1 protein-coding gene is annotated in these 252 nt (G+C 71.0%); it reads right to left on the bottom strand.

All coding sequences use genetic code 11. The features are described 5' to 3' along the window. Positions 1-187 (bottom strand): hypothetical protein (locus tag SB847_RS21740; protein ID WP_410578776.1); only part of this gene is annotated, 187 nt, incomplete at its 3' end. Positions 188-252: the final 65 nt, after the last annotated feature.

Here is a 252-nt window from a genome sequence, read left to right as displayed (position 1 = left end):
CCAGCGGAGCATCCGCCTCCTCAATACCCGGCGGCGGAGCGTCGGCGGCACGGGCAGGCTTCGTCTGGTTTTGCCCGCTTTGCGCTGCGCCGGGGACGCTGACTCCCGGGAAAAGGGCGGTGATCCGGGGGTCGCCGTGCAGGAACCCGCTGACCAGGACAGCCACCAGCGCGGCGATTCCGGCCATGAGGAGGCCGCGAAGGACGCGCCACACTGTTCCGGCACGCCTGTGCTTGGGCGCACGCGTTTCCC

This window comes from Bacillus sp. SIMBA_026, assembly GCF_046535335.1.
GTDB lineage: Bacteria > Bacillota > Bacilli > Bacillales > Bacillaceae > Bacillus > Bacillus velezensis.
This window is presented reverse-complemented; position numbering and strand designations above follow the sequence as displayed.